Annotated in this window: 28 protein-coding genes; 17 read left to right on the plus strand and 11 right to left on the minus strand. The window is 61.4% G+C overall.

Annotated features, from left to right (window positions below; all coding sequences use genetic code 11):
- Positions 1-4 precede the first annotated feature (4 nt).
- The 8 genes from rpmJ (at position 5) to bfr (ending at position 5,382) form a co-directional block, all read left to right on the plus strand.
- On the plus strand, positions 5-121 hold the full coding sequence (rpmJ, locus tag L9B60_RS14825) for a 50S ribosomal protein L36 (protein ID WP_002555468.1): 117 nt from the start codon (positions 5-7) through the stop codon (positions 119-121).
- 131 nt (positions 122-252) lie between these two features.
- Complete coding sequence (gene rpsM, locus L9B60_RS14830; protein ID WP_008374135.1) at positions 253-609, plus strand: 30S ribosomal protein S13; 357 nt, start codon at positions 253-255, stop codon at positions 607-609.
- Positions 610-639: 30 nt separating this feature from the next.
- Entirely contained in the window at positions 640-1,029 is a 390-nt protein-coding gene (gene rpsK / locus L9B60_RS14835; RefSeq protein WP_002555466.1) for a 30S ribosomal protein S11, read from the plus strand.
- Between the two features lie 15 nt (positions 1,030-1,044).
- Positions 1,045-1,665: a 30S ribosomal protein S4 gene (rpsD, locus tag L9B60_RS14840; RefSeq protein ID WP_249679524.1), complete on the plus strand. Its 621-nt coding sequence runs from the start codon at positions 1,045-1,047 to the stop codon at positions 1,663-1,665.
- 22 nt (positions 1,666-1,687) lie between these two features.
- A complete protein-coding gene (locus L9B60_RS14845) occupies positions 1,688-2,689 on the plus strand; it encodes a DNA-directed RNA polymerase subunit alpha (protein WP_007924176.1) in 1,002 nt (333 codons plus the stop codon).
- A 42-nt stretch (positions 2,690-2,731) separates the two neighbouring features.
- Positions 2,732-3,118 carry a 50S ribosomal protein L17 gene (gene rplQ / locus L9B60_RS14850; protein ID WP_249679525.1) on the plus strand — a complete coding sequence of 129 codons (387 nt, stop codon included), beginning with the start codon at positions 2,732-2,734 and terminating at the stop codon, positions 3,116-3,118.
- Between the two features lie 195 nt (positions 3,119-3,313).
- Positions 3,314-4,762, plus strand: coding sequence for a catalase (locus L9B60_RS14855; RefSeq protein WP_249679526.1), 1,449 nt, complete (start codon positions 3,314-3,316; stop codon positions 4,760-4,762).
- 155 nt (positions 4,763-4,917) lie between these two features.
- Complete coding sequence (gene bfr, locus L9B60_RS14860; protein WP_249679527.1) at positions 4,918-5,382, plus strand: bacterioferritin; 465 nt, start codon at positions 4,918-4,920, stop codon at positions 5,380-5,382.
- 119 nt (positions 5,383-5,501) lie between these two features.
- On the opposite strand, the gene uvrA is transcribed toward bfr, so the two are convergent.
- Positions 5,502-8,336, minus strand: a complete 2,835-nt coding sequence (uvrA, locus tag L9B60_RS14865; RefSeq protein ID WP_249679528.1) for an excinuclease ABC subunit UvrA — start codon at positions 8,334-8,336, stop codon at positions 5,502-5,504.
- Positions 8,337-8,513: 177 nt separating this feature from the next.
- Between uvrA and L9B60_RS14870 the strand changes: the two genes are divergently transcribed.
- Positions 8,514-9,908 (plus strand): MFS transporter, encoded by a 1,395-nt coding sequence (locus L9B60_RS14870; protein WP_249679529.1) that lies wholly within the window; start codon positions 8,514-8,516, stop codon positions 9,906-9,908.
- 9 nt (positions 9,909-9,917) lie between these two features.
- A complete protein-coding gene (locus L9B60_RS14875; protein WP_249679530.1) occupies positions 9,918-10,457 on the plus strand; it encodes a single-stranded DNA-binding protein in 540 nt (179 codons plus the stop codon).
- 108 nt (positions 10,458-10,565) lie between these two features.
- Here L9B60_RS14875 and L9B60_RS14880 read toward each other — a convergent pair whose 3' ends face one another.
- Both L9B60_RS14880 and L9B60_RS14885 read right to left on the minus strand, forming a co-directional pair.
- Positions 10,566-11,966, minus strand: coding sequence for an alginate export family protein (locus tag L9B60_RS14880; protein WP_249679531.1), 1,401 nt, complete (start codon positions 11,964-11,966; stop codon positions 10,566-10,568).
- 27 nt (positions 11,967-11,993) lie between these two features.
- Positions 11,994-12,887: a VOC family protein gene (locus L9B60_RS14885; protein ID WP_249679532.1), complete on the minus strand. Its 894-nt coding sequence runs from the start codon at positions 12,885-12,887 to the stop codon at positions 11,994-11,996.
- A gap of 604 nt (positions 12,888-13,491) precedes the next feature.
- Here L9B60_RS14885 and L9B60_RS14895 point away from each other — a divergent pair.
- Together L9B60_RS14895 and pgnE are read left to right on the plus strand one after the other, a co-directional pair.
- Positions 13,492-14,376 (plus strand): sugar nucleotide-binding protein, encoded by an 885-nt coding sequence (locus tag L9B60_RS14895; protein WP_249679533.1) that lies wholly within the window; start codon positions 13,492-13,494, stop codon positions 14,374-14,376.
- Positions 14,369-15,298, plus strand: coding sequence for a UDP-N-acetylglucosamine epimerase PgnE (gene pgnE, locus L9B60_RS14900; RefSeq protein WP_249679534.1), 930 nt, complete (start codon positions 14,369-14,371; stop codon positions 15,296-15,298). Before L9B60_RS14895 ends, pgnE begins: the two co-directional genes overlap by 8 nt.
- A 43-nt stretch (positions 15,299-15,341) precedes the next feature.
- Here the strand turns inward: pgnE and L9B60_RS14905 are convergent, their stop codons facing one another.
- The 5 genes from L9B60_RS14905 to L9B60_RS14925 all read right to left on the minus strand — a co-directional run bounded on the left by L9B60_RS14905 (position 15,342) and on the right by L9B60_RS14925 (position 19,229).
- Complete coding sequence (locus L9B60_RS14905; RefSeq protein ID WP_249679535.1) at positions 15,342-16,040, minus strand: OmpW/AlkL family protein; 699 nt, start codon at positions 16,038-16,040, stop codon at positions 15,342-15,344.
- A gap of 97 nt (positions 16,041-16,137) precedes the next feature.
- Positions 16,138-16,650, minus strand: coding sequence for a DUF3299 domain-containing protein (locus L9B60_RS14910; protein ID WP_249679536.1), 513 nt, complete (start codon positions 16,648-16,650; stop codon positions 16,138-16,140).
- A gap of 8 nt (positions 16,651-16,658) precedes the next feature.
- Positions 16,659-17,924 carry an ABC transporter permease gene (locus tag L9B60_RS14915; RefSeq protein WP_249679537.1) on the minus strand — a complete coding sequence of 422 codons (1,266 nt, stop codon included), beginning with the start codon at positions 17,922-17,924 and terminating at the stop codon, positions 16,659-16,661.
- The gene (locus tag L9B60_RS14920; protein ID WP_249679538.1) at positions 17,924-18,637 is read right to left on the minus strand and encodes an ABC transporter ATP-binding protein; all 714 of its coding nucleotides are present in this window, start codon (positions 18,635-18,637) and stop codon (positions 17,924-17,926) included. Before L9B60_RS14920 ends, L9B60_RS14915 begins: the two co-directional genes overlap by 1 nt.
- A gap of 4 nt (positions 18,638-18,641) precedes the next feature.
- On the minus strand, positions 18,642-19,229 hold the full coding sequence (locus tag L9B60_RS14925; protein ID WP_249679539.1) for a DUF2796 domain-containing protein: 588 nt from the start codon (positions 19,227-19,229) through the stop codon (positions 18,642-18,644).
- 213 nt (positions 19,230-19,442) lie between these two features.
- Between L9B60_RS14925 and L9B60_RS14930 the strand changes: the two genes are divergently transcribed.
- Positions 19,443-19,796, plus strand: coding sequence for a hypothetical protein (locus L9B60_RS14930; protein WP_249679541.1), 354 nt, complete (start codon positions 19,443-19,445; stop codon positions 19,794-19,796).
- On the opposite strand, the gene trxA is transcribed toward L9B60_RS14930, so the two are convergent.
- The 3 genes from trxA to L9B60_RS14945 all read right to left on the minus strand — a co-directional run bounded on the left by trxA (position 19,793) and on the right by L9B60_RS14945 (position 21,834).
- Entirely contained in the window at positions 19,793-20,665 is an 873-nt protein-coding gene (gene trxA / locus L9B60_RS14935) for a thioredoxin (RefSeq protein WP_249679542.1), read from the minus strand. The genes L9B60_RS14930 and trxA overlap by 4 nt on opposite strands.
- A gap of 69 nt (positions 20,666-20,734) precedes the next feature.
- A complete protein-coding gene (locus L9B60_RS14940; protein WP_249679543.1) occupies positions 20,735-21,382 on the minus strand; it encodes a class I SAM-dependent methyltransferase in 648 nt (215 codons plus the stop codon).
- The gene (locus tag L9B60_RS14945) at positions 21,382-21,834 is read right to left on the minus strand and encodes a YbaY family lipoprotein (RefSeq protein WP_249679544.1); all 453 of its coding nucleotides are present in this window, start codon (positions 21,832-21,834) and stop codon (positions 21,382-21,384) included. The genes L9B60_RS14940 and L9B60_RS14945 overlap by 1 nt, the downstream gene beginning before the upstream one ends.
- Positions 21,835-21,940: 106 nt before the next feature.
- On the opposite strand from L9B60_RS14945, the gene nrdR reads away from it, so the two are divergent.
- The 4 genes from nrdR to ribBA are packed head-to-tail and all read left to right on the plus strand — an operon-like array spanning position 21,941 to position 25,346.
- Positions 21,941-22,405 (plus strand): transcriptional regulator NrdR, encoded by a 465-nt coding sequence (gene nrdR, locus L9B60_RS14950; protein ID WP_249679545.1) that lies wholly within the window; start codon positions 21,941-21,943, stop codon positions 22,403-22,405.
- Between the two features lie 2 nt (positions 22,406-22,407).
- The gene (gene ribD / locus L9B60_RS14955; protein WP_249679546.1) at positions 22,408-23,544 is read left to right on the plus strand and encodes a bifunctional diaminohydroxyphosphoribosylaminopyrimidine deaminase/5-amino-6-(5-phosphoribosylamino)uracil reductase RibD; all 1,137 of its coding nucleotides are present in this window, start codon (positions 22,408-22,410) and stop codon (positions 23,542-23,544) included.
- Positions 23,545-23,576: 32 nt separating this feature from the next.
- The gene (locus L9B60_RS14960; protein WP_249679547.1) at positions 23,577-24,239 is read left to right on the plus strand and encodes a riboflavin synthase; all 663 of its coding nucleotides are present in this window, start codon (positions 23,577-23,579) and stop codon (positions 24,237-24,239) included.
- A 15-nt stretch (positions 24,240-24,254) separates the two neighbouring features.
- Positions 24,255-25,346: a bifunctional 3,4-dihydroxy-2-butanone-4-phosphate synthase/GTP cyclohydrolase II gene (gene ribBA, locus L9B60_RS14965; protein ID WP_249679548.1), complete on the plus strand. Its 1,092-nt coding sequence runs from the start codon at positions 24,255-24,257 to the stop codon at positions 25,344-25,346.
- Positions 25,347-25,374 lie beyond the last annotated feature (28 nt).

The raw sequence follows: 25,374 nt of genomic DNA on the forward strand, positions 1-25,374 counted from the left end.
GGTGATGAAAGTTCGTGCATCGGTGAAAAAGCTGTGCCGTAACTGCAAGATTATTCGCCGCGAAGGCGTCGTACGAGTCATTTGCAGCGCGGAACCACGTCACAAGCAGCGCCAAGGCTGATTGTGATCTGTGCTACAAGCCCAGCAGCTAGTGCGCTGCTGGGTTGATTATTTGTTATTACAGCGATATTATCTCGCGCCCTATTTCTTGGCTTCCGGGGCGTAGGTAGCTGTCAATTGGAGTCCCACTGAATGGCCCGTATTGCAGGCGTCAACATTCCAGATAACAAGCACACTGTTATCTCGCTGACCTACATCTATGGTGTTGGTCGCACTACTGCACAGAAAATTTGTGCAGACACTGGGGTCAACCCAGCCGCAAAGATCAAGGATCTGAGCGACGAGCAGATTGAACAGCTGCGTGGCGAAGTGGCGAAGTTCACCACTGAAGGTGACCTGCGTCGCGAAATCAACATGAAAATCAAGCGCTTGATGGATCTGGGCTGCTACCGCGGCCTGCGTCACCGTCGTGGTCTTCCAGTACGCGGTCAGCGTACCAAGACTAACGCGCGTACCCGTAAAGGTCCGCGTAAGCCGATCCGCAAGTAATCGCACCAGCGAATCGACAGGAATTTTATCATGGCAAAACCTGCTGCTCGTCCTCGTAAAAAAGTCAAAAAGACAGTGGTTGATGGCATCGCCCACATCCACGCGTCTTTTAACAACACCATCGTGACCATCACCGATCGTCAAGGTAACGCTCTTTCGTGGGCTACCTCCGGCGGTTCGGGTTTCCGCGGTTCGCGTAAGTCCACCCCGTTCGCTGCTCAAGTAGCTGCCGAGCGTGCTGGTCAAGCTGCGCTGGAATATGGCCTGAAAAACCTCGACGTTAACGTCAAGGGCCCAGGTCCAGGTCGTGAATCCGCAGTCCGCGCTTTGAATGGCTGCGGCTACAAGATCGCCAGCATCACCGACGTGACGCCAATCCCGCATAACGGGTGCCGTCCGCCGAAGAAGCGCCGCGTGTAATCAGGAGACAGATAAATGGCACGTTACATTGGTCCAAAATGCAAACTGTCTCGTCGTGAAGGCACTGATCTTTTCCTGAAGAGCGGCGTTCGCGCTCTGGAATCGAAGTGCAACATCGAAGCAGCCCCAGGTATCCACGGCCAGCGTCGTGGTCGCCAGTCCGACTACGGCACCCAACTGCGTGAAAAGCAGAAGGTCCGTCGTATCTACGGCGTTCTCGAGCGTCAGTTCAGCGGTTACTACAAAGAAGCTGCCGGCAAGAAAGGCGCTACTGGTGAGAACCTGCTGCAACTGCTCGAATGCCGTCTGGACAACGTTGTATATCGCATGGGCTTTGGTTCGACTCGCGCCGAATCCCGTCAGCTGGTATCGCACAAGTCGATCAGCGTAAACGGTCAAACCGTTAACGTTCCGTCCTACCAGGTTCGTGCTGGTGACGTGGTCGCTATTCGCGAGAAGGCAAAGAATCAGCTGCGCATCGTCCAAGCTCTCGATCTGTGTGCCCAACGTGGCCGCGTAGAATGGGTAGAAGTGGACACTGAGAAGAAGTCGGGCGTTTTCAAGAACGTTCCTGCTCGCAGTGACCTCTCCGCCGACATCAACGAAAGCCTGATTGTCGAGCTCTACTCCAAGTAAGGGCTAGAAAATAGGTGCATCCATGCAGATTTCGGTAAATGAGTTCCTGACACCCCGCCATATTGATGTGCAGGTTGTCAGTCCAACCCGCGCCAAGATTACCCTCGAGCCTCTCGAGCGTGGTTTTGGCCATACCCTGGGCAACGCGCTGCGCCGCATCCTGTTGTCCTCAATGCCCGGCTGTGCAGTAGTCGAGGCCGAGATTGACGGTGTACTCCATGAGTACAGCGCCATCGAAGGTGTACAGGAAGATGTCATTGAAATCCTGTTGAACCTTAAAGGTCTGGCTATCAAGCTGCACGGTCGTGACGAAGTTACGCTGACCTTGTCGAAAAAGGGTTCGGGGGTGGTTACCGCTGCCGATATTCAGCTGGATCATGATGTCGAGATCGTTAATCCCGATCACGTAATCGCTAACCTGGCGTCGAATGGCGCCCTGAACATGAAGCTCGTAGTAGCTCGTGGTCGTGGTTATGAACCAGCCGACTCGCGTCAGAGCGATGAAGACGAAAGCCGCAGCATCGGTCGCTTGCAGCTCGACTCTTCGTTCAGCCCGGTTCGCCGTATCGCTTACGTGGTGGAAAACGCCCGTGTCGAGCAGCGTACTAACCTGGACAAGCTGGTTATTGATCTGGAAACCAACGGTACTCTGGATCCTGAAGAGGCTATCCGCCGCGCTGCAACCATTCTGCAACAGCAGTTGGCTGCGTTCGTCGACCTCAAGGGTGACAGCGAACCAGTGGTAATCGAACAGGAAGACGAGATCGATCCGATCCTGCTCCGTCCGGTTGACGATCTGGAACTGACTGTACGTTCGGCTAACTGCCTTAAGGCGGAAAACATTTACTACATCGGCGACCTGATTCAGCGTACCGAAGTAGAACTGTTGAAGACTCCGAACCTGGGCAAGAAATCCTTGACTGAAATCAAGGACGTTCTGGCCTCCCGCGGTCTGTCCCTCGGCATGCGCCTCGACAACTGGCCGCCTGCAAGTCTTAAGAAGGACGACAAGGCGACTGCCTGATCGTCGTAATCACCGAACGTTGTGTTTGGTAAGGAATGAACCATGCGTCATCGTAAAAGTGGTCGTCACCTGAGCCGCACTAGCTCGCACCGCAAGGCTATGTTCCAGAACATGGCGGTGTCGCTGTTCGAGCACGAGCTGATCAAAACGACTCTGCCTAAAGCCAAAGAACTGCGCCGCGTTGCCGAGCCGCTGATCACCCTGGCCAAGATTGACAGCGTTGCAAACCGCCGTCTGGCTTTCGACCGTACTCGTTCGAAAGCAATCGTTGGTAAGCTGTTCAACGACCTGGGCAAGCGTTACGCAACCCGTGAGGGTGGCTACCTGCGCATCCTGAAGTGCGGTTTCCGCGCTGGCGACAACGCGCCTATGGCGTACGTCGAACTGGTTGATCGTCCTGTCGGTGGCGCTGTAGAAGCCGCTGAATAAGACGAAGCGTCTGTTCAAGAAAACCGGGCCTAGTGCCCGGTTTTTTTATGCCTGATGTTTAGTGTCGCGGTATCACATAGTGAAAAACTATAGGGCACAAAAGATCTATACATTAGAAACCGTCATCCCTTTCAATGATACTGGCCACCTGCCGATTAGCCCGGCACCAAGAAGCCCGACAGAGGAAGAGATTTCATGAGCCAGAGCAAGACCCTCACTACCGCCAGCGGAGCTCCCGTTGCAGACAATCAGAATTCCCGCTCTGCCGGTCCACGCGGCCCATTGCTGCTGGACGACTTTCACCTGATCGAAAAGCTCGCGCATTTCAACCGCGAGAACATCCCAGAGCGTCGGGTGCACGCCAAGGGTTCGGGCGCTTATGGCACCTTTACCGTCAACCGTGACATCACCGAATACACCAGCGCCAAACTGTTCGACACCGTTGGCAAGCAGACCGAGACGTTCCTGCGTTTTTCCACCGTGGGTGGTGAGCGCGGCTCGGCTGATACCGAGCGCGACCCACGCGGCTTCGCCTTGAAGTTCTATACCGAGGAAGGCAACTGGGACATCGTGGGTAACAACACTCCGGTGTTTTTCATTCGCGACCCGCTGAAGTTCCCAGACTTTATCCACACCCAGAAACGTTTGCCGCAAAGCAACCTGAAAAGCGGCCAGATGATGTGGGACTTCTGGTCGCACTCGCCAGAAGCGTTGCACCAGGTCACCATTCTGTTCTCTGACCGGGGTATCCCGGACGGCTATCGCCACATGCACGGCTTTGGTAGCCACACCTACAGCTTGATTAACGCCAAGGGCGAGCGTCACTGGGTGAAATGGCACTACAAGACCCTGCAAGGCATCAAGAACCTCGCGCCTGCAGATGCTGCACGCCTGGCCGGTACCGACCCGGACTACGCCCAGCGTGATCTGTTCGGCGCGATCGAGCGCGGTGATTTCCCGAAATGGCGCGTGTGTATCCAGGTGATGACTGAAGCCCAGGCCAACGCGCACCGTGACAACCCGTTCGATGTGACCAAGACCTGGTCGCAAAAAGAGTACCCGCTGATCGAAGTGGGCATTCTTGAGCTGAACCGCAATCCGCTGAACTATTTTGCTGAAGTCGAGCAAGCCGCATTTGGTCCGAGCAATATGGTGCCAGGCGTCGGCTTGTCGCCAGACCGCATGCTGCAAGGTCGTGTGTTTGCCTACGCTGATGCCCATCGCTATCGGGTAGGTACCAACCACCAACAATTGCCGGTAAACGCCCCGCGTAGCCCGGTCAACAGCTACCAGCGCGACGGCTCCATGGCGTTTGGCAGCAACGGTGGCGCAGCGCCCAATTATGAGCCCAACAGTTATGGCGATGCCCCTAAACAGGCGCCGCAGTATCGTGAGCCGGCCCTGGCGTTGAGCGGTGCCGCCGATCGTTTCGACCATCGGGAAGACACCGACTACTACAGCTATGCCGGTGATCTGTTCCGACTGATGAACGATGACCAGAAAACACTGTTGGTCAATAACATTGCCGGCGCCATGGCCGGGGTCAGTGCGGACGTGGTCCAGCGTCAATTGCAGCACTTCTACAAGGCAGACCCGGCCTATGCGAATGGGGTTGCGAATGCTTTAGGCGTGAACCTGGCCTAACTCGAAATGATAAGAAGAACCGCCCTCATTTGGGCGGTTTTTCGCTGCCAATCGTCCACTTTTCTCTGCTTTTTTGCGATTTTTGACCTTTCTCTCCGTGACCTTTCGGTCACCTTGGCTCAAACTATAACTTTCAAGCAGGGAGATGTAGGGCGATGCAAGGTCACCCGGACGTAATCGAATACCTCAACACGTTGCTGACCGGCGAGCTGGCAGCCCGTGATCAATATTTCATCCATTCGCGGATGTATGAGGACTGGGGCTTCAGCAAGCTCTACGAACGCATCAATCACGAAATGGAAGAAGAGGCAGGCCATGCCGACGCCTTGATGCGCCGCATCCTGATGCTCGAGGGAACGCCGCGCATGCGCCCCGACGACCTGGATGTAGGCACCACGGTGCCTGAGATGCTCGCCAGCGACTTGCGCCTGGAGTACAAGGTGCGTGCCGCGCTGTGCAAGGGCATCGAGCTGTGCGAAGTGCACAAGGACTACGTCAGCCGCGATATTTTGCGCGTGCAACTGGCCGATACCGAAGAAGATCATACCTATTGGCTGGAGAAGCAGCAGGGGCTGATCAAATCGATCGGCTTGCAGAACTACTTGCAGTCGCAGTTCTGATTTCAGCTCACATAAAAAAACCCGCTAATGCGGGTTTTTTTATAGCTGCTGATTTTGCGGTGATAGCTTCGCGGATAAATCCGCTCCTACTGTAGGCGCGGATTTATTCAAGCCGATACCTAGGCTTTGTCGCGTTCCAGCAGCGGCTTGAGGTAGTGGCCAGTGTAGGACTGCTTCATTTGCGCTACCTGCTCTGGCGTGCCGCAGGCAATGATCTGCCCGCCCTTGGAGCCACCTTCCGGCCCCAGGTCGACCAGCCAGTCGGCGGTCTTGATCACGTCCAGGTTGTGCTCGATCACCACCACGGTGTTGCCGTGGTCGCGCAGCCGATGCAGTACGTCCAGCAGTTGCTGGATATCGGCAAAGTGCAGGCCGGTGGTGGGCTCGTCGAGGATGTACAAGGTTTTGCCGGTGTCGCGTTTCGAAAGCTCGCGGGACAACTTCACCCGCTGTGCCTCGCCACCGGACAGCGTGGTCGCCGACTGCCCCAGCTTGATGTAGGACAGGCCCACATCCATCAGTGTTTGCAGCTTGCGCGCCAGCGCCGGCACTGCGTCGAAGAACACGCGGGCCTCTTCGATGGTCATCTCGAGGGTCTCGTGGATGTTCTTGCCCTTGTACTTGATCTCCAGAGTTTCGCGGTTGTAACGCTTGCTTTTGCACACGTCGCACGGCACGTAGATATCCGGCAAAAAGTGCATTTCTACTTTGATCAACCCGTCGCCCTGGCAAGCCTCGCAGCGGCCACCCTTGACGTTGAACGAGAACCGCCCCGGGCCATAACCGCGCGAGCGCGACTCTGGGACGCCGGCGAACAATTCGCGGATGGGCGTGAACAGCCCGGTGTAGGTGGCCGGGTTGGAGCGCGGTGTACGGCCGATCGGGCTCTGGTCGATGTCTACTACTTTGTCCAGGTGCTGCAGGCCATCGCAACTGTCGTGGGCTGCGGCCTCCAGCGTGGTGGCACCGTTCAGTGCAGTAGCGCTGAGCGGGAACAGAGTATTGTTGATCAGGGTCGATTTGCCTGAGCCGGATACACCCGTGACGCAGGTGAGCAGACCGATCGGGATTTCCAGATCGACGTTGCGCAGGTTGTTGCCGCGCGCGCCCTTGAGGGTCAGCGAGAGCTTTTTGTTACGCGGCGTGCGCTTGGCCGGCACGGCGATCTTGACTCTCCCGGAGAGGTATTTGCCGGTCAGCGAGTCCGGGTGGTCCATCACTTCCTGGGCGGTGCCCTGGGCGACGATATGGCCACCGTGCACGCCGGCACCCGGGCCAATGTCCACGACATAGTCAGCCAGGCGGATGGCGTCCTCGTCATGCTCGACCACGATTACCGTGTTGCCGATGTCGCGCAGGTGCTTGAGCGTGCCCAGCAGCCGGTCGTTGTCGCGCTGGTGCAGGCCGATGGAGGGCTCGTCGAGGATGTACATGACGCCCACCAGCCCCGCGCCAATCTGGCTGGCCAGGCGGATACGCTGCGCTTCGCCGCCAGACAGGGTGTCGGCACTGCGATCCAGGGTCAGGTAGTCCAGGCCCACGTTCACCAGGAACTGCAGGCGCTCGCGGATTTCCTTGAGAATCTTGTCGGCAATTTCGCCACGGCGCCCGGTAAGCTTCAGGCCGCCGAAGTAGTCGGTGGCTTCGCCGATCGGCAGCCCGGTCACCGCTGGCAAGGTTTTCTCGCCTACCCATACGTGGCGTGCTTCACGACGCAGCCGCGTGCCACGGCAGTCCGGGCACGGCTGGGTGCTGAGGAACTTGGCCAGCTCTTCGCGCACGGTGGCCGATTCGGTCTCGCGGTAGCGTCGCTCCAGGTTCGGCACGATGCCTTCGAAGGGATGCGAGCGCTTGACGATATCGCCACGGTCGTTGAGGTACTTGAAGTCGACGTTCTGCGTACCGCTGCCGTGCAACAAAAGCTTCTGCTGGTCGGCGGGCAGTTCGTTGAACGGTTTTTCCAGGCTGAAACCATAGTGCGCGGCCAATGACCCGAGCATCTGGAAGTAATAGACGTTACGGCGGTCCCAGCCGCGAATCGCGCCCTCGGCCAGGGTCAGCTCGCCGTTGACCAGGCGCTTGGTGTCGAAGAACTGCTTGACCCCCAAACCGTCGCAGGTCGGGCAGGCGCCGGCCGGGTTGTTGAAGGAGAACAGCTTGGGTTCCAGCTCGCTGATCGCATGGCCACAGATGGGGCAGGCGAAGCGGGCGGAGAAGATCATCTCTTCACCCGGCTCATCGTCCATCGGCGCTACCAGCGCGATGCCGTCGGCCAGCTTCAGCGCGGTTTCGAAGGACTCGGCCAAACGCTGCTGCAAGTCTTCGCGGACCTTGAAGCGGTCGACCACCACTTCGATGGTGTGCTTCTTCTGTTTGTCCAGCTTGGGCAGTTCGTCGAGCTCGTGCAGACGCCCGTTGATGCGTGCCCGCACGAAGCCCTGGGCACGCAGCTCTTCGAAGATCGCCAGGTGCTCGCCCTTGCGCTCGCGGATCACCGGGGCCAGCAGCATCAGCTTGCTGCCCTCCGGTTGGGCCAGCACCAGGTCGACCATCTGGCTGACGGTCTGGGCTTCCAGCGGGATATCGTGGTCCGGGCAGCGCGGCTGGCCAACCCGTGCATACAGAAGGCGCAGGTAGTCGTATATTTCGGTGATGGTGCCCACGGTGGAACGCGGGTTGTGGGACGTTGACTTTTGCTCGATTGAGATCGCCGGCGACAGGCCTTCGATGGTATCGACGTCGGGTTTTTCCATCATCGACAGGAACTGCCGGGCGTAGGCCGACAGCGACTCGACATAGCGGCGCTGGCCTTCGGCGTACAGGGTGTCGAATGCCAGCGATGACTTGCCGGAGCCGGACAGCCCGGTGATGACGATCAGTTTGTCCCGTGGCAGGGTCAGGTCGATGTTCTTCAGGTTGTGGGTTCGAGCCCCACGAATCAGGATCTTGTCCAAAGTGGCCTCGCACGGCGGGCGTAAACGTAGGAGTATAAAGCCAAATACTGGATGGATGCACACTATCAGATGACATCCATGAAGCCATACATGACAACTGCGCGGCAAAGCGTCGCCATATACCCCGTCAATCGATGGGACTGGTAGAATCTGCGCCGGTTCACATGAGGTTTATCCATGCACGATCTTCACAGCGAACGCATGAGTGGTAGCGAGACCCGCGCGGCGAGCGGTCTGGCTCTGGTGTTCGCCTTCCGTATGCTGGGCATGTTCATGGTGTTGCCGGTTCTGGCGACCTACGGCATGGACCTGGCCGGCGCCACGCCAGCGCTCATCGGCTTGGCCATTGGTGCCTACGGCCTGACCCAGGCGTTCCTGCAGATCCCGTTCGGGATCATTTCCGATCGCATCGGCCGGCGCCCGGTTATCTATGTCGGCCTGGTGATCTTTGCCCTGGGCAGCGTGCTGGCCGCCCAGGCCGACTCCATCTGGGGGGTGATCGCCGGGCGTATCCTGCAGGGAGCCGGGGCGATTTCCGCCGCGGTCATGGCCTTGCTGTCCGACCTGACCCGCGAGCAGCACCGTACCAAGGCCATGGCCACCATCGGCATGAGCATCGGCGTGTCGTTTGCCGTGGCCATGGTGATCGGGCCATTGCTGACCCGCGCCTTCGGGCTGTCGGGGCTGTTCCTGGCCACTGCGGCATTGGCCGTGGTCGGCATCGCCCTGATCGCGTTCATGGTGCCCCATGCGCCCAGCCATTTCACCCATCGTGAATCCGGCGTGGCACGCCAGGCGTTGCTGCCGACCCTGCGCAACCCCGACCTGTTGCGCCTGGACGTGGGCATTTTCGTGTTGCATGCCATCCTCATGGCCAGCTTCGTGGCCCTGCCTTTGGCCTTGGTCGACCGGGCCGGGCTACCCAAGGAGCAGCACTGGTGGGTGTACCTGACGGCGCTGGTGGTATCTTTTTTCGGGATGATTCCGTTCATCATTTATGGTGAAAAGAAGCGCAAGATGAAGCGCGTGCTGATCGGCGCCGTGGCGACCCTGATGCTGACCGAGCTATTCTTCTGGGAATTCGGTAACACGTTGCGCGAGTTGGTCATCGGGACCGTGGTGTTCTTCACCGCCTTCAACCTGCTCGAAGCGTCGCTGCCGTCGCTCATCAGCAAGGTCTCGCCGGCGGGCGGCAAAGGCACGGCGATGGGGGTGTACTCCACCAGCCAGTTCCTGGGCGCGGCACTGGGCGGTATTCTCGGCGGCTGGTTGTTCCAGCACGGTGGCTTGAGCGTGGTATTCATCGGCTGTGCCGGGCTGTTGGCCATTTGGTTGGCCATAGCTGTTACTATGCGCGAACCTCCGTACGTCACGAGCCTGCGCTTGCCGCTGTCGCCTGAGGCGATTCGCGAAGCCGGCTTGACCGAGCGCCTCAAGGCCGTGCCGGGTGTAACAGATGCAGTGGTGGTTGCCGAAGAGGCCGCCATCTATATCAAATTGGACACAGAAATTTTGGATCGCAACGCCCTGGAGAGCCTGGTCAACCAAGCCCCAGAGGCCTGCGAAGCCTAGGAGAACGTTATGGCCCGTGGGGTTAACAAAGTCATATTGGTCGGCACTTGTGGCCAGGATCCGGAAGTTCGTTACCTGCCAAACGGTAACGCCGTGACCAACCTGAGCCTGGCTACCAGCGAGCAGTGGACCGACAAGCAGAGCGGCCAGAAGGTCGAGCGCACCGAGTGGCACCGTGTGTCGATGTTCGGCAAGGTTGCCGAGATCGCCGGTGAATACCTGCGCAAAGGTTCGCAGGTCTACATCGAAGGCAAGTTGCAAACCCGCGAGTGGGAAAAAGACGGCATCAAGCGCTACACCACCGAAATCGTCGTCGACATGCAGGGCACCATGCAGCTGCTGGGCGGCCGTCCTCAACAGGGCGACCAGAACAACCAGGGCGGTGGCGGCAATAACTACCAGCAGTCCGCACCCCGCCAGCAGGCCCCGCGCCCGCAGCAGTCGGCTCCCCAACAGTCGTCCCCGCAGCAGTCGCGCCCAGCGCCGCAGCAGTCGGCTCCGCAGCCGGCACCAGACTTCGACAGCTTTGATGACGATATTCCGTTCTAGGAATCGTTTGAGCGCGTATGTCTCAAGAAGCCCCGCATTGCGGGGCTTTTTTATGTCCAAGGCCCTCACCCCCGACGCATCGGGAGGGCCACGGATCTAAAGCCAGCCTTACCAGCTGAACTTCAACTCCACCCCGACATAATCGCTGTCATGCCCCCCGGCATCGCGCAACGTCTGGCCCGCCTCGTAGTGCACTGCCTCGATTGCCCCGGTCAGGTTGCTGTTGAACGCGTAGTCCGTACGCACCTGCCCATAGGCGCCCGTCCAGCGGCCACCTTGGCCTGCAGTGCCGGCCACGGCGATGTTGGGTTGCGTGTACACGGCGTCCTCGGTGGTTTGCCGCCACAGCAACCCCACCGCCGTCAGCACGCTTAACTTGGGCACTGGCTTGACGGTAATCGACGGTTTGACGTGGATCAGGTTGCTGTACCCGGTGTACCCACCCAAGTTGAAGTAGTAGCCATTGGGAAACAGCGGGTTGAACGTGCCCAAGGTGCCATCCCCGGGGTGCTTGTCACCTGAGGCGATATCCAGTTGCAGACCCACGCGCGGGGTCCAGTTCACATTGCCAAAGGTGTAGCCGACGCGGCTGCCGCCGGCCCAGGCGCGGATGTCCTTGGCGCCCACGGCGCCGGTTTGTGCCATGGCCTCCAGGTCCCAGTCGTAGCCTTGCGCCGCACCGCCCAGGCGGGCGTCGAAAATGTCGCGGCTTTCCTGGCCGCTGGCGTCCAGGTAATGGGCGTCGCTGCGGTCATACAGGGCGTAATAGGCCGACAGCTCATTGCTGCCCGCCACCAGTCGTTCCACCCTCAGCAAATTGAAGCGTATGTCGTTGTTGGACTTGTCGTCGAAGTCGTGGTCGTCGAAGTACTGCACGGGGCGGCTGGCGATGCCAATGAAACGCCACTGTGCGGTTTCCCAGTCGGCCCAGACGGCATCGAATGACTGGCGTACGTTCGGCCCGTCCCGGGAGGAGATAAAGCGCTGCAAGTCGAATGCAAAGTCCTGGCGGCCGACTCGAGCCTTGAGCAGGCCGCTATCCAATGCCTTGATGTACTCGACAAACGCCAGGCGCAAATCCAGGCGGTTCTGGTCGGCGCCACCCAGGGTGGTCTTGTCGTAGGCGCGTGCATCTTCCAGCTGAGTGAATATTCGCCAGTTCTCGTTCAAGTGCACATCCGCGTGTACTTGAAAGCGTTGCAGCAGGTAGGCGTCACGCGCCACGCCCTTGGTGCCGAAGCCTGGCGCGTTGTTCATCTCGAACCGCTCGCGCAAGGTGGCGCCCAGCGACATGTAGTTCGCCGGGTTGTCTGCCGAAAGCGCGATGTATTTGAGGTTGTCCAGCGGCTGGGTATGCAGCGCCGGGTCGGCCAGCACGGACCAATTCTCCTGCCAGCGGTTGGCCTTGATCGCCGGCCGGGTTACTTCGCCATCGGCATGGGCGTTACCGCTGATCAAGGGGCAGAGCAGTGCGAGATACAAACCGCTCAGGCGACGGCAGTAGGGCATGGGGGCGGCTCCATCAACTGGCGAGGATTACTGCTTGGCAGTGACCTGATGGATCTCGGCGATGTAGCCACCGGGGAAGTCCACCAGGGCGGCATCACGGCCAGCGGCGCTGAACGGCTTGACCACGACGGTGGCACCGCTGGCCTGTGCCTTGGCCAGGGTGGCGTTCAAATCGCTTACTTCGTAGCCGGTGGTTTCATGGCCGTAGGGGTAGGGCAGGTGGCCATTGGTGACCAGCACGGTCAGCTTGCCGAAGTCCGATTCGATGCGCACGCGCTGATAGCTACCGCTGGCCTGGCCGATCTCGACCGCTGGAGCCGTCTTGTCATCGGACACCACTTTGCCGTGGGAGAACGCCAGGAACGCTTTGATGAATGCGCCTGCGCTGTCGGCAGACAGGTACACGCGGTTCTCCGGGATGGCTTGGAAGGCGGTGTACTGCGGCACCTTGCTATGCCAGTAAAGCTGCATGTTCACGCCGCCCGGCCACTGCACCACGGCATCGCGGCCAATGGGGTCTGGAAAGTCTGACACGATCACGCTGGCACCGGCCTGGCGCGCGGCCTTGACGGCGACGTCCATGTCCTTGACCAAGTAGCCCGAACGCTCGTCGCCGAAAGGGTGTGGGATCGGCGTCTTGAAGCCGAACAGCGACACGGTGCCTACCGGCGTCTGCAGCAATTGCGAGGTGGTGCTGCTGGGCACTGGCAATACGTTGACCACGACCTGCGGGGTGCTCTGGCCGCCGAACGTAGCCAGAAAGCTTTTCACAAAGGGGTCGACGTCGGCGGGTGCGACGTAGACATGGGAGGTGTCGTACTGAGGGGCAACGGCAACCGCAGGGGTGCTGGCGGCGCTGGCGCCAATCGATGCAGTCAGTGAGGCCGCAGCCAGCGAAACCTTGAAAAGTGAGTGGCGCATCTATTTCTCCATGAGCAGGTGTTCAGCCCCGGCGGGGCCCGAGCAGGGTAGGCCTGCCTGCCAGATGAAAAATTGAATGGCCGTGCTCTTCTTGTCTGTAGGCCTTGAGCCAGAGCGCATCAGCCTGATCCGCAGCACAGCCGTGCGATACCCGGTTGCGCACAATTGGCACGCTGCGCTCACTCATCACGATTCGAGGCCTATGGCTGGGCATCGGTCTGTTCTCGGGACTGGCCAGCGCGCAGCGCAAGGGCGCTGTGTCACCTTTAGCCCAGGCAAACTGCCGGTGGCCGAAGCCAAGGCAGTCAGCGAGCCGGGCCACACGCCGGGCAGTATTACCTATGAGTTCACTTCCAAAGGGCAGAGCATCCTGATCATGGGTGACCTGGGCCGGCCCTTCGCGCCGCAATCGCTTCACCTTCCCGTGCCGCCATCGTGCACAATGGAGCGGTAAAAACGCCCGCCTCCCTTACATCCTGGGGCAGGCAGAGGTTGCTTTTTCAGGAAATTATGTTAATAAATAATCGTTTGGGAAGTCCGATGGCCTGTCCACGCAGCCCGTTCACGGGGCTTTCCTCTCTAAACCGACCGGACCGCTGACTCTATGCGAATGCGCCTTATGCTGTTGGGCGGCGGGAATGCCCTCGGGCAAGCGCTGATTCGCCTGGGAGCGGAGGAAGACATTGGTTTCCTCGCCCCGCGGCCGCCTGAAAATGGCTGGGATGCCGCGAGCCTGACTCAGTTGCTCGACGACACCCGCCCCGATGCCGTGGTCAACCTGGCTTACTATTTCGACTGGTTTCAGGCCGAAACGGTAAGCGAGCCGCGGCTGGCTCAACAGGAACGCTCGGTGGAGCGCCTTGCCGAGCTGTGCCAGCACCACAACATCATCCTGGTGCAACCTTCCAGCTATCGTGTGTTCGATGGCTCGCGTGCCACTGCCTACAGCGAAAAGGACGAACCGGTGCCCTTGGGCCTGCGCGGCCAGGCGCTGTGGCGCATCGAGCAAAGCGTGCGGGCGACCTGCCCGCAACACGTGCTGCTGCGTTTTGGCTGGCTGCTCGACGACAGCGTCGACGGCGTGCTCGGGCGTTTCCTGGCGCGCGCCGAGCAGCCCCACGAAGTGCTGATGGCCGATGATCGCCGGGGCAACCCGACGCCGGTCGATGATGCTGCGCGGGTGATCATTTCGGTGCTCAAGCAGCTCGATTGCGCGGCGCCCTTGTGGGGCACCTACCACTACGCCGGCAACGAGGCCACCACGCCGCTGGCGCTGGGCCAGGCGATCCTGACCGAGGCCGCCAACCTGCGCACCCTGGGCATTCAGGCACCCACCGCCCAGGCTCACGCGGCCCGCCCGGATGCGGCCGAAGAGCCGCAGCATGCGGTGCTGGCCTGCAAGAAAATTCTGCACACCTTCGGGATCAAGCCGCGCGCCTGGCGTGCCGGCCTCCCAAGCCTACTGGATCGATACTACCGACATGGCTGATGCACCTGTTCTGATCACTGGGGGCGCCGGTTTCATCGGCTCGCACCTGGTCGATGGCCTGCTTGAAAAAGGCTACGCCGTCCGCATTCTCGATGACCTGTCCACTGGCAAGCGCAGCAACCTGCCGCTGGATAACCCCAGGGTTGAACTGATCGAAGGCGATGTCGCCGACGCCACCCTGGTGGCACGCGCTGCGGCCGGTTGCCAGGCGGTGGTGCACCTGGCCGCCGTGGCTTCGGTGCAGGCCTCGGTCGAAGACCCGGTCAAGACGCACCAAAGCAACTTCATCGGTACCCTGAACGTGTGCGAGGCCATGCGCGAGCACGGCATCAAGCGCGTGTTGTTCGCCTCCAGTGCTGCCGTGTACGGCAACAATGGCGAAGGCCAATCGATCGATGAAGGCACCGCCAAGGCGCCGCTGACGCCCTATGCGTCGGACAAGCTGGCCAGCGAGTTCTACCTGGACTTCTACCGCCGCCAGCATGGTCTGGAGCCGGTCAACTTCCGCTTCTTCAACATTTACGGCCCGCGCCAGGATCCGTCCTCGCCGTACTCCGGTGTGATCAGCATCTTCAGCGAGCGCGCGCAGCAGGGCTTGCCGATCACCCTGTTTGGGGACGGCGAGCAAACCCGTGATTTTTTCTACGTGGGTGACCTGGTCAAGATCTTGCTGCAGGCGCTGGAAATTCCCCAGGCGCCAGAGGGCGCGGTAAATATCGGGCTCAACCAGTCGATGAGCCTGAACCAGATGCTGGGTGCGCTGAAGTCGGTACTGGGCAGCTTGCCGCCGATCACTTACGGGCCGGCGCGCTCGGGTGATATCCGTCATTCGCGGGCGAACAACCAGCGGATGCTGGAGCAGTTCGAATTCAGCCAAGCCACGCCGATGGACGTCGGGCTGCGGGCGTTGTTGGGTTTGTAGCCACTGTGGGGAGCATGGCTTGCCATGCTCCCCACCCTTTGCATCAGAACTTGTAGCCGATACCCGCCATATACACCCACGGATCGACATCGACGTTCACCTTGGTGCGCCCCACGCCCAGGGCGGTCGGCCCGTCGACGCTGGCCTGGGTGTCGATGTCCACGTACCAGACGGCCGCGTTGAGCATCACGTGGTCGGTCAGCATGTAGTCGAAACCCGCCTGCGCGGCCCAGCCGAATGAATCCTTGAGTTTAAGATTGCTGAAGCCTTCGGCCTTGCGGTCGCTGCTCAAGTCTTCGTCGTAGAAAAAGGTGTAGTTCAGGCCAGCGCCGACGTATGGCTGGAACTTGGAGGTCGACTCCATCGGGTAGTACTGCAGCGACAGCGTCGGCGGCAGTTGCTTGACGTCGGCCAGCTTGCCGTCCAACCCGGCCACGCCGGTAGCGGCGCTCACGCCCCGTACGCCCACGGTGTGCTGGAACGGCGTGGCGGCCAATAACTCGATACCCACGTGGTCGGTCAGCATGTAGGCGAAGGCCAGGCCCAGTTGCGTGTCGCTGTCCAGGGTGGCCTTGGTGCCGGCCACCTTGGCACCGTCGAGTTTCAGCTGGCCGCTGTCTTCATTCGGCGCGGTGGTGGCGGCACCGGCGCGGATGATGAAATCACCGGCCTGGTGGGCGTGGGCTAAGGGGGCGACGAGTGCCAGGCCAAGCAGCGAGGCGCCAAGCAGTGACTTGTGCATGAGGGGCTCCATAAGGACATTGGAAAAGGGCTGTGTCCAATGTTAAGGAGCCTCTGGCGCGCGGCTTTTGACTTGGCTCAATAAAACCGCGATGAGTTTACGGATCAGGCAATTCGTAGACGTAGATCTTGTCGGCGACCAGTTGGTAGCCCGCGTCGGCCAGCTCGCTGGTGGTGGGCTTGACTTGCATCTTGCCCTCGATCCAGTAGGCCTGGTACAGCTCGTCCACCTTTACCCCAAGCTCGCTGGTCACGTGCACGATCTGGTTGGACGGCGGTGGCGGCACATGGATGCAGGCGCCGTAGTACGGCACCAGCAGAAAGTCGGTAGTGCGGCCTTCTTCGTTCACTTCCAGCGGCACGATAAAGCCCGGCATCTTGATCTGCTGGCCGTCCAGGGCGGTGACCACCGGGGCGTTGGGCGCTTGTTGCTTGGCCGCCGGGGCCAGTTCCATGTCGCCCATTTTCGACAGGTCGTGCAGCGGCGTCATCACCGGTTTAGGGTGGGGCGCATTCGGCGGGATCATGTCCGGCCACGTCAGCTCGCGCGGCGCGGCGGCCCACGCACAAGTCGATGCCATCAACAACAGGGCCAGCAGGGCACGCTTCATCACAGGTCTCACAGGTGAATGGACAGGCCGTCGGCCAATGACTGGCGGTAGGCGCGCCAGGCCGGGATCACCCCCATCACCAAGGCGCAGCCGAGCACGATCGCCAGCAAGGTCCATTCATAACTGCTGGGCAGCGACAATGGCAAGTACAAGCCGTAGTTCGATTGCACGTAGCCTTGCGCCGAAGCGATGCCGATGTAGAGCAGCCCCAGGCCTGCGACGATGCCGGTCAGTGCCAAGGAAAAAGCTTCCAGTATCAGCAGGCTGGCGATATGCCAAGGCCGTGCACCCACCGAGCGCAGGATCGCCATTTCGCGGCGGCGCTCGTTGAGGCTGGTGAGGATGGCCGTGAGCATGCCGATCAGGCCGGTCAGCACCACGAACAGCGAGACCACGAACAGGGCTTTTTCCGCTGTGCCCATCAGGCCCCAGAGTTCTTGCAAGGCTACGCCCGGCAGGATCGCCAACAGCGGTTCGCCACGGAAGTCATTGATCTCGCGCTGCAGGGCAAAGGTCGAAATCTTGTTGTTCAGGCCCAGCATGAACGCCGTGATGGCCTGCGGCGTGAGGTCCATGTTGCGCGCCTGGTCAGCGCTGATACGGCCATCGCCACGGGCCGGCACGCCGTTGTGCCAATCGATGTGAATGGCTTCCATGCCGCCCAGGCTGATGTGCAGCGTGCGGTCCACCGGTGTGCCGGTGCGCTTGAAGATGCCGACCACGGTGAAGGGTTTGTCGTCATGCTTGACCAGGCTGATGGCGGCCACGCCGTGGGCCAACACCAGTTTGTCGCCCAGCTTGTAGTGCAAGGCCTCGGCCACTTCGGCGCCGAGCACCACTTCGAACGGGTCAGTGGCAAAAGGGCGACCCTGGGCCAGTTCGAGGTTTTGGTGGTGGCCATACTGATAGTGTTCGAAATAGCTTTCGTTGGTGCCCAGTACCCGGTAGCCGCGGTGTGAATCACCCAGCGACATGGGGATCGCCCACTTCACATGGGGGTCGTTGGCGTAGTGCTCGAAGCTGTCCCAACGGATGTTGTTGGTGGCATTACCAATGCGAAACACCGAATACAGCAGCAGGTTGACCGAGCCCGAGCGTGCGCCGACGATCAGGTCAGTGCCGCTGATGGTGCTGGCGAAGCTGGCGCGGGCTTCGGTGCGCACGCGCTCAACGGCCAGCAACAGGCATACCGACAGGGCGATGGCGAAAGCGGTCAGCAAGGCAGTGAAGCGCCGGTTGGCCAGGCTGGCCACGGCAAGACGAAACAGGTACATCAGACCTCCCCGGCAGGGCGTGCGGCGCGGTTGAGTTCGGCCAGCGATAGGCTACGGTCGAACAGCGGTGCCAGGCTCTGGTCGTGGCTGACGAACAGCAAGCTGGAACCGGCCTCGCGGCATTCGGCGAACAGCAGTTGAATAAACGCCTCGCGGGCGTCGTAGTCCAGGGCCGAGGTGGGCTCGTCGGCGATTACCAGCTCCGGCTGGCCGATCAGCGCGCGGGCGGCGGCCACTCGTTGCTGCTGGCCGATCGACAAAGTGTCGGCGCGCCGCCCCAGCAACGCCGGGTCGCTCAGGCCCAAGTGCGCGAGCAGCGTGGCGGCGGCCTGGTCGACGCTGCCATGGCGCTGCGCGGCGCGTTGAGCGCGCAACGTGGAAAAGTGGCAGGGCAGTTCAACGTTCTCGCGTACCGAAAGGAACGGCAACAGGTTGAACTGCTGGAAGATGTAACCGGTGTGGTCGACGCGAAAGCGGTCGCGGCCACCCTGGCTCAGTTCAGTCAGCTCTTGGCCGAGCACGCGGATGCTGCCCTTGTTGGGCTTTTGCACGCCGCCCAGCAGGCCCAGCAAGGTGGTTTTGCCACTGCCGCTGGGGCCTTTCAGGAAGACCGTTTCACCGGGCGAAAGGCGGAACGAGGGGATGTCCAGCAGGGCCGGTTGGCCCGGCCAGGCAAAGCTCAGTTGATCGAGTTCGATGAGTGCACTGGTCATCGAATCAGAACTTCAGCGTGCTGTTGTCCGGTGTTGCTTCCAGGCCTTTCTGGCCGCTTGGGGCGATCATTTGCACCACCACTTTGTGAGTGCCGGGGAAGGTCTTGAACAGCGCCGCCAGGCTCAACGAGTTCAGCGCGTCGGGCGAGGTGCAGGTGAATTCGTAGCTGGCGTGGATATCGCTGTGCTCGTGGTGGTGGGCTTCGCCGGCAGCCTGTTCGTCGTGGTCATCATCATCGTCGTCATCGGCATCGGCCACATCACCGAACAACGGGCTGGCGAGCTTTTGCGAGGCAACGCTGCAACCGGCCTTGGCAGTGAGCTGGAACAGCGCCAGGGGTTTTTCCAATTGCGCGCGCGCGGCGGCCAGGGTGGCCTTGTCGGCGTCGGTGGTAGCCGGGTGCTCGAAGCCCACCAGGTTCATGGCCGGGCTGTCGAGCTCCAGCATCAGCGTCTGGCCGTCCAGTGCTGCGTTCAACTTGGCCGTGCCATGCTCGTGGGTGCCGAGGCTGCCGTGTTCCTTTTCATCGTGAGCCTGGGCGGCGACCAGGGGGAGCAGAGCGAAGGGCAGGGCGAGGAGCAGGCGGCGCATGGGCATCGATCCGTATGAACATGAAGTAATTGTAACGTTATAACAACTTTATTCATGGACCGCCAGACGCAGAAAATGAAATCTGCTTGCCGCCTGCAGGCGCGGATTTATCCGCGAAAAGCACGCGAATATGTTCCAGAATAACTGCGGAGCGTTTTTCGCGGATAAATCCGCTCCTACAAGTGTAAGTGTTATGGGAAGGAGAGAGTGACTATGGTGCGGATACGCGGAACCGTCGGCGACTGGCCGGTGGACCTGACGATTGAGCTGGATGATGCCGATTGGGCCAGGCTGGGTGCACAGGTCAACTTGCAGGTCGAAAGCCCGGCCAGCGAGAGCGTGGTGAAAAAACCGGCGCCGCAAAACGATGCGCTCTGGCAGAACGTCTTGAGCCTGGTGCAAGGGGCGGGGCAGATCAGTGGCCCGGCATTGCTCGAACAGTTGGAAGGCTTGAGTGGCAGTACCGCAGCGGGCAAGCGCCTGTTGGTGCGCTTGCGCCACTGCAGCCAGGTGCGGGTGCAGAGCGGCGCCGATGCACCGCTTTACTGCTGGGCAGCAGGGGCTTAGTACAGCGCGGAGAACACCTTGCGCCGGTACGTGGTGACCAGCGGGTGGTCATTGCCCAGCAAATCGAACACTTGCAGCAGGGTCTTGTGCGGCAGGCCTTCGCTGTAGCTGCGGTTGCGGATGAACAGCTTGAGCAAGCCTTCCAGCGCCGCGTCGTACTGCTGGCGCGCCAATTGCTGCACGGCCAGTTGATACAGCGCCTCGTCATCGCCAGGGTTTTGCGCCAGGCGCGATTTCAACTCGGCGGCGTCCGGCAGGTTGGCGGCCTGGCGCAGGAAGGTGATTTGCGCCTTGGCACCGGCCAGGGCGGCTTTGTGCTCGTCGGTCTTGACGGCGTCGAGCACGGTCTGGGCTTCGTCCAGTTCAGCCCGCTCAGCCAGGCAGCGTGCATAGAGGATAAGCGCCTTCGCGTTGGTGTTGTCTTCGCCCAGCAGCGCCACCAGGATGGCTTCGGCGTCGGCAAAGCGGCTTTCGGCAAACAACGCCTCGGCTTGTTCCAGCGGGTCGGCAGCCGCAGGCGGTGGCATGACCACGTGGGGCTCGAGCATGGCGCGGATTTCCGATTCCGGGCGCGCCTCGGCAAAACCGTCCACCGGCTTACCGTCTTTGAACAGCACGACCGTCGGCAGGCTGCGGATGCCGAAGTGGGCGACGATGTCCTGTTCGATGTCGCAGTTCACCTTGGCAAGCAACAGCTCACCCTGATAGCTCTCGGCGATTTTTTCCAGCAGCGGCATCAGCACCTTGCAGGGTGCGCACCACTCGGCCCAGAAATCGACCAACACCGGCTGGGTGAACGATGCATCGATCACCTGCTGCTGGAAGTTGGCGCCACTGACATCGAAAATATACGGCGTGTCTTGACTCATCGTGCATCTCGAATAAAACGGGGATGGCCCACTATAAAGGCTGCACGCGGTGGCCGAAAGGGCACGGTTTCAGCCGCGGCTGGCGTGGTACAGGCTGACCCGGCGAAATTCATCGGGTTCGCACAGGTCTGGCAAGGTCAGGGCTTCGAGGATTTCCAGGCGCTTGTACACCGGATGCTGAAAGTCCCGTACCCGGGAATCGGCCACCAAGGCCTCGCGGCCGCGGCTGAGGAAGTGATCGAGCAGCGGCAGGTTGGCGCGGTCGTAGAGCACGTCCGCCACCAGGATCAGGTCGAAACGGTCGGCCTCGGCAAAAAAATCTGCCGAATAGCCCAGTGTCACGCCATTGAGCACGGCGTTGGCGCGGCAGGCTGCCAGCGCCAGTGGGTCGAGGTCGCATGCCACCACCTCCAGGGCGCCGGCCTTGGCGGCGGCGATGGCGGCAACCCCCGAGCCACTGCCAAAATCCAGCACGCGCTTGCCTAGTACCCACTGCGGGTTGGCCGCCAGATAGTGCGCCACGGCCAGGCCACTGGCCCAGCAGAAGCTCCAGTAGGGTGGCTCGTGCAGGATGCGCCGGGTTTCTTCGGGGCTGAAGGCGCGGTCCATGTTTTGCGCATCGATCAGCCACAAGCGGATATCAGTGCCGGGCAAATCGCTGATGGTCAGTTGCGCATCACCCAGCAGATCGCTCAATGCCGTTTGCAGCGCCAGCATCAGGGGGCTGGCACAAATTGCAGTTGGCCCAGGGCCTGGGTGGTGGGCTGGGTGATCTGCTGCGAAGGCAGGTGCAGGGTCAGCACCCCGGATTGGCTGGCGCGCCCGCGCAGTTCAACGCGCATGCCTGCGGGGAACACTTCGGGGTTGAAGCGCAGTTGGAACGGCAGTGGGCGGTTGTTACCGGTGATGGTGCTGCTGGCCAGCAGGCGCTGCGGGCGGCCACGATCGTCGATCACCAGCAGGGCCAGTTCCACTTGGGCCGCGGCCGGCACGCCCAGCAGGGTGCCGCTCAGTTCACGCTGGTAGGCGGGTAACGGGCCCAGCCCGGCAGGCGCGTTAAGTGCAGGTTTTGCAGGGGCGGGCGCCGCTGCCACGGGCTTTGGCTTGTCGCTGCTGCAGGCAGCCAGCAAGCTGAGAAGGCAGAGTAAAACGAGCGGTCTTGCAGACATGGCAGATCCATCGCGGTAAATATCATCTGTATACCGCAAAGCCTTTGTCTTGTCTTGCCACGGGGATGCGCTACCATGGCCCTCCCATTTTTTGTTGCCTGCCACCATGCACTGTCCCTTCTGCGGTGCCAACGACACCAAGGTCATCGACTCGCGTCTGGTCGCCGAGGGCGAGCAAGTACGCCGTCGTCGCGAATGCGTAGCCTGCGGTGAGCGTTTCACCACCTTCGAAACCGCCGAACTGGTATTGCCGCGCCTGATCAAGCAAGACGGCAGCCGCCAGCCCTTCGACGAAGAAAAACTGCGCGCTGGCATGCAGCGCGCGCTGGAAAAACGCCCAGTCAGCGTCGAGCGACTGGAAGCGGCCCTGGCCCACATCAAGCACAAGCTGCGGGCCACCGGTGAACGGGAGGTCAAGTCGCTGGTAGTGGGCGAGGCGGTGATGGCCGAGCTGCAGAAGCTCGATGAAGTCGCCTATATTCGCTTCGCCTCCGTGTACCGGCGCTTCCAGGACCTTGACGAATTTCGTGAAGAAATCGACCGCCTGGCCCGCGAGCCAGCCAAAGAGTGAATATGCCTACAGAGCAAGCCGCACTCGACGCGCAGTACATGGCCCGTGCCGTGGAACTGGCGCGCAAGGGCCAGTACAGCACCCACCCCAACCCGCGCGTGGGTTGCGTGATCGTGCGTGACGGGCAGGTGGTCGGCGAAGGCTGGCACGAGCGCGCCGGCGAACCGCATGCCGAAGTCCATGCCCTGCGCATGGCCGGCGAGCTGGCGCGTGGCGCCACTGCCTACGTCACCCTGGAACCGTGTAGCCACCATGGCCGCACCGGGCCCTGCGCCGATGCATTGGTCAATGCCGGCGTGGCCCGGGTGGTGGCAGCCATGCAAGACCCCAATCCCGAAGTGGCGGGCCGCGGTTTGCTCAAACTGATGCAAGCCGGCATTGCCGTGCAGGGCGGGGTGCTGGAAGCCGAATCGCGGGCGCTGAACCCAGGCTTTCTGAAACGCATGGAACACGGCCTGCCGTACGTGCGGGTGAAGATGGCCATGAGCCTGGATGGGCGCACCGCCATGGCCAGTGGCGAAAGCCAATGGATCACGGGGCGTGCCGCCCGCTCGGCGGTGCAGCGCCTGCGCGCCCGTTCAAGCGTGGTGCTGACCGGTGCCGACAGCGTGCTGGCCGACGGCGCCCGCATGACCGTGCGTGCCGAAGAGTTAGGCCTGGACGCCGCCACCGCCGCGTTGGCCATGAGCCGGCCGCCACTGCGCGTATTGATTGATGGTCGTTTGCGGGTGCCGTTGGATGCGCCGTTTTTCCAGGCCGGCCCCGCGCTGGTGGTGACGTGCGCCGCCGCCCAGGCCCGCGAGCGCTATGAACAACAAGGCCACGACCTGCTGGCGTTGCCCAGCAGTGAGGGGCGCGTCGACCTGCGCAAGCTGCTCAAGGAGCTGGCCAGCCGCGGCGTCAACGAAATACTGGTCGAGGCCGGGCCCAGCCTGGCCGGGGCGTTCGCGCGCCAGGGCCTGGTGGATGAATACCAGTTGTTCGTCGCCGGCAAGTTTCTTGGCTCCTCTGCACGGCCGCTGTTCGATTGGCCGCTGGCGCAGATGAGTGATGCTCCGTTATTGAAAATCGTTGAAATGCGCGCGGTAGGCGATGACTGGAGAGTCATTGCGATACCTGCCCCATTGCTCGGCGTATAATTTTTGCCCAGTCCCGTACTCGAGGAGGACTCATGTTTACCGGCATTATCGAATCCATCGGCAGCATCCGTGCACTGACCCCCAAAGGCGGTGATGTTCGCGTTTACGTAGAGACCGGCAAGCTGGACCTGGCCGACGTGAAGCTGGGCGACAGCATCGCGGTCAACGGCGTGTGCCTGACGGCCGTTGAGCTTCCGGGCGACGGCTTCTGGGCCGACGTCAGCCGTGAAACCCTGGACTGCACCGCCTTCCATCAATTGAAGGCCGGCAGCCGGGTGAACCTGGAAAAAGCCCTGACCCCGACCACCCGCCTGGGTGGCCACCTGGTCAGCGGCCACGTCGACGGCGTGGGTGAAGTGGTCTCGCGCCAGGAAAACGCCCGTGCCATCCAGTTCCGTATCCGCGCACCCAAGGAACTGGCCAAGTACATCGCCCACAAAGGCTCGATCACCGTCGATGGCACCAGCCTGACCGTGAACGTGGTCGACGGCGCCGAGTTCGAGCTGACCATCGTGCCGCACACCCTGGCCGAAACCATCATGGCCGACTACCACGCCGGCCGTAAGGTCAACCTGGAAGTCGACCTGCTGGCCCGTTACCTGGAGCGCCTGTTGCTCGGTGACAAGGCTGCCGAGCCTGCCAGCGGCGGTATCACGGAAAGCTTTCTGGCCGAAAACGGCTTCTTGAAATCCTGATAAAGGGGGTGCCGCGTGGCGCTCAATACGATCGAAGAACTGGTTGAAGACATCCGCCAGGGCAAGATGGTCATCCTGATGGATGACGAAGACCGCGAGAACGAAGGCGACCTGATCATGGCCGCCGAGTGCTGCCAGGCCGAGCACATCAACTTCATGGCCAAGCACGCCCGCGGCCTGATCTGCATGCCGATGACCCGCGAGCGCTGCGAGCTGCTCAAGCTGCCGCTGATGGCGCCGCGCAATGGCTCGGGTTTTGGCACCAAGTTCACCGTCTCGATCGAAGCGGCCGAAGGCGTCACCACCGGCATCTCCGCCGCCGACCGCGCGCGCACTGTGCAGGCGGCCGCCTGCAAAGATGCCAAGGCTGAAGACATCGTCAGCCCAGGCCACATCTTCCCGCTGATGGCCCAGGCCGGCGGCACCCTGGCCCGCGCCGGCCATACCGAGGCGGCGTGCGACCTGGCGCGCATGGCCGGGTTCGAGCCCAGCGGGGTGATCTGCGAAGTGATGAACGACGACGGCACCATGTCCCGCCGTGCAGAGCTTGAGACATTCGCTGCCGAACACAACATCAAGATCGGCACCATTGCCGACCTGATTCACTACCGCATGATCCACGAACGTACCGTTCAGCGGATTGCCGAGCAGCCGCTGGACAGCGAACTGGGCCAATTCAACCTGGTCACCTACCGTGATTCGGTGGAAGGCGACGTGCACATGGCGCTGACCCTGGGCACCATTTGCGCCGACGTGCCCACCCTGGTGCGGGTGCATAACATGGACCCGCTGCGCGACCTGTTGCTGGTCAAGCAGCCTGGCCGCTGGAGCCTGCGCGCAGCCATGGCCGCGGTGGCAGAGGCCGGCAGCGGCGTAGTGCTGCTGCTCGGGCACCCGCTGGACGGTGACGTGTTGCTGGCGCATATTCGTGAAACGGCCGACAGCGTGACGCCGAAAAAACCGACCACCTACAGCATCGTCGGTGCCGGTTCGCAGATCCTTCGCGACCTGGGCGTTCGTCAGATGCGCCTGATGAGTTCGCCAATGAAGTTCAATGCGATATCCGGATTCGATCTGGAAGTTGTAGAATACGTGCCCTCCGAATAAAGACCGGTTTTTCGGGTCGCCAGATTGC

The sequence above is a fragment of the Pseudomonas abieticivorans genome, assembly GCF_023509015.1.
Lineage (GTDB): Bacteria > Pseudomonadota > Gammaproteobacteria > Pseudomonadales > Pseudomonadaceae > Aquipseudomonas > Aquipseudomonas abieticivorans.

Bases quoted from the DNA above. Each gene is read 5' to 3' on its own strand.
- L9B60_RS14925 (WP_249679539.1), bottom strand. From the start codon at position 19,229: ATGCGCCGCCTGCTCCTCGCCCTGCCCTTCGCTCTGCTCCCCCTGGTC.
- L9B60_RS14915 (WP_249679537.1), bottom strand. From the start codon at position 17,924: ATGTACCTGTTTCGTCTTGCCGTGGCCAGCCTGGCCAACCGGCGCTTC.
- L9B60_RS14930 (WP_249679541.1), top strand. From the start codon at position 19,443: ATGGTGCGGATACGCGGAACCGTCGGCGACTGGCCGGTGGACCTGACG.
- L9B60_RS14875 (WP_249679530.1), top strand. From the start codon at position 9,918: ATGGCCCGTGGGGTTAACAAAGTCATATTGGTCGGCACTTGTGGCCAG.
- rpsK (WP_002555466.1), top strand. From the start codon at position 640: ATGGCAAAACCTGCTGCTCGTCCTCGTAAAAAAGTCAAAAAGACAGTG.
- L9B60_RS14910 (WP_249679536.1), bottom strand. From the start codon at position 16,650: ATGAAGCGTGCCCTGCTGGCCCTGTTGTTGATGGCATCGACTTGTGCG.
- trxA (WP_249679542.1), bottom strand. From the start codon at position 20,665: ATGAGTCAAGACACGCCGTATATTTTCGATGTCAGTGGCGCCAACTTC.
- L9B60_RS14920 (WP_249679538.1), bottom strand. From the start codon at position 18,637: ATGACCAGTGCACTCATCGAACTCGATCAACTGAGCTTTGCCTGGCCG.
- L9B60_RS14885 (WP_249679532.1), bottom strand. From the start codon at position 12,887: ATGCGCCACTCACTTTTCAAGGTTTCGCTGGCTGCGGCCTCACTGACT.
- L9B60_RS14945 (WP_249679544.1), bottom strand. From the start codon at position 21,834: ATGTCTGCAAGACCGCTCGTTTTACTCTGCCTTCTCAGCTTGCTGGCT.
- L9B60_RS14960 (WP_249679547.1), top strand. From the start codon at position 23,577: ATGTTTACCGGCATTATCGAATCCATCGGCAGCATCCGTGCACTGACC.
- L9B60_RS14905 (WP_249679535.1), bottom strand. From the start codon at position 16,040: ATGCACAAGTCACTGCTTGGCGCCTCGCTGCTTGGCCTGGCACTCGTC.
- L9B60_RS14855 (WP_249679526.1), top strand. From the start codon at position 3,314: ATGAGCCAGAGCAAGACCCTCACTACCGCCAGCGGAGCTCCCGTTGCA.
- rpsD (WP_249679524.1), top strand. From the start codon at position 1,045: ATGGCACGTTACATTGGTCCAAAATGCAAACTGTCTCGTCGTGAAGGC.
- L9B60_RS14870 (WP_249679529.1), top strand. From the start codon at position 8,514: ATGCACGATCTTCACAGCGAACGCATGAGTGGTAGCGAGACCCGCGCG.
- pgnE (WP_249679534.1), top strand. From the start codon at position 14,369: ATGGCTGATGCACCTGTTCTGATCACTGGGGGCGCCGGTTTCATCGGC.
- nrdR (WP_249679545.1), top strand. From the start codon at position 21,941: ATGCACTGTCCCTTCTGCGGTGCCAACGACACCAAGGTCATCGACTCG.
- rpsM (WP_008374135.1), top strand. From the start codon at position 253: ATGGCCCGTATTGCAGGCGTCAACATTCCAGATAACAAGCACACTGTT.
- rpmJ (WP_002555468.1), top strand. From the start codon at position 5: ATGAAAGTTCGTGCATCGGTGAAAAAGCTGTGCCGTAACTGCAAGATT.
- bfr (WP_249679527.1), top strand. From the start codon at position 4,918: ATGCAAGGTCACCCGGACGTAATCGAATACCTCAACACGTTGCTGACC.
- L9B60_RS14895 (WP_249679533.1), top strand. From the start codon at position 13,492: ATGCGAATGCGCCTTATGCTGTTGGGCGGCGGGAATGCCCTCGGGCAA.
- L9B60_RS14940 (WP_249679543.1), bottom strand. From the start codon at position 21,382: ATGCTGGCGCTGCAAACGGCATTGAGCGATCTGCTGGGTGATGCGCAA.
- rplQ (WP_249679525.1), top strand. From the start codon at position 2,732: ATGCGTCATCGTAAAAGTGGTCGTCACCTGAGCCGCACTAGCTCGCAC.
- L9B60_RS14880 (WP_249679531.1), bottom strand. From the start codon at position 11,966: ATGCCCTACTGCCGTCGCCTGAGCGGTTTGTATCTCGCACTGCTCTGC.
- ribD (WP_249679546.1), top strand. From the start codon at position 22,408: ATGCCTACAGAGCAAGCCGCACTCGACGCGCAGTACATGGCCCGTGCC.
- L9B60_RS14845 (WP_007924176.1), top strand. From the start codon at position 1,688: ATGCAGATTTCGGTAAATGAGTTCCTGACACCCCGCCATATTGATGTG.